The organism is Streptomyces sp. NPDC001027, from assembly GCF_040299045.1.
Taxonomy (GTDB): Bacteria; Actinomycetota; Actinomycetes; order Streptomycetales; family Streptomycetaceae; genus Streptomyces.
In genome coordinates this window covers 1-1,212 of record NZ_JBEPBI010000600.1, presented here as the reverse complement: position 1 = coordinate 1,212, position 1,212 = coordinate 1, and the positions used below count along the sequence as shown (strand labels likewise).

The following is a 1,212-nucleotide window of genomic DNA, read 5'->3' as shown; positions in this document are numbered from 1 at the left end:
GAACCTTCTACCAGCCGAGAAGCCCCCGCACCGCTTGACGAAAGACATAGAGGCACCCCCCCCGAGAGGGGCGGCCCCTCCCGCGAGAGGGGCGGGTGACTTCCCCTGCGGGCTGTCCTCGGGACAGCGGGTGCCGCCCCGTCCGGGTGAGGCTTGCTTGACCAGCGAGGTCGTCGCCTGCAGAGTCGGAAATGCGGCACCGCAGCACCACGGCACCGGCCGACCGGCGCGCCCGGCCACGGGCGTCAGGCGGCCCTGACATCCGGGAGCGGTTGAACCGATGGTCCTCGACCTGGTGGTGATCGGTACGGCCGTCACCCTGGGGCCCTTGCACAACAGCGCCTTCATCCTGCTGCTCTCCTCGCGGCGCGGCGTCCGACAGGGGCTGGCGTTCCTGCTGTCGTGGCTGGCCAACCTGATCGTGGTGATCGCCTGCGTGCTGCTGCTGACCGGCGGTCAGCCACCGGCCCGTCACAGCGCGCCGTCGACGGCCGTGCTCGCCGCGAAGGTCGCCCTCGGCCTGGCACTGGTGCTCTACGGCGCGCATCGGCACCGGCGACCGCCCCGCCCGCACGGGCCGCCGCGCTGGACCGCCCGGATCGACAACGCGTCACCGGCCACGGCAGCCGGCCTGGCATGGATGCTGCAGCCCTGGGCACTGGTCGGCGCCGGCGCGGCGACCGCCGTCGACGCGAACCTCTCCACCCTCTCCGACTGGCTCGCCCTGACCGCCTACTGCCTGCTCGCCACCCTCAGCCTCATCGCGATGGAGATGTACGCGGTCCGGGCTCCCGAGGTCGCGAACGCGCGGTTGAACGCCCTGCGGAGCTGGCTCGCGCGACACCAGGAACGGCTGATCGTCACGCTCGCCGTGCTGACGGGCCTGTGGCTGGCAGCCAGGAGCATCGTCGAACTGGTCGCCTGAGAGAAGCGGGCAACGCAGGTCGCCGACGACGGTTTCCCGCGATGGCACTGAAGAAACCAGGCGAATCAGCCGCGTGTTCTTCGATTCACCGGGCACGAGGAGCAACGGAGGTTGATAACTATGGTTCCCCTGCTTCTCGTTCTTCTGCTGGCTCTGATCCTCTTCGGCGCGGGTTTCGCCCTGAAGGCACTGTGGTGGATCGCCGTCATCGTGCTGGCCGTCTGGCTGCTCGGTTTCGTCATGCGCAGCGTCGACTCCGGCGGCCGCAGGGGCCGCTGGTATCGCTG

General features: G+C 70.0%; 2 protein-coding genes. Both read left to right on the top strand.

Annotation, left to right across the window (positions count from 1 at the left end; genetic code table 11):
• Window positions 1–280: 280 nt before the first annotated feature.
• Window positions 281–925: a GAP family protein gene (locus tag ABT300_RS44225; protein WP_351688872.1), complete on the top strand. Its 645-nt coding sequence runs from the start codon at window positions 281–283 to the stop codon at window positions 923–925.
• A gap of 120 nt (window positions 926–1,045) precedes the next feature.
• On the top strand, window positions 1,046–1,212 hold a 167-nt coding region (locus ABT300_RS44220; RefSeq protein WP_351688874.1), incomplete at its 3' end, for a hydrophobic protein.

Bases quoted from the DNA above. Each gene is read 5' to 3' on its own strand.
- ABT300_RS44225 (WP_351688872.1), top strand. From the start codon at position 281: ATGGTCCTCGACCTGGTGGTGATCGGTACGGCCGTCACCCTGGGGCCC.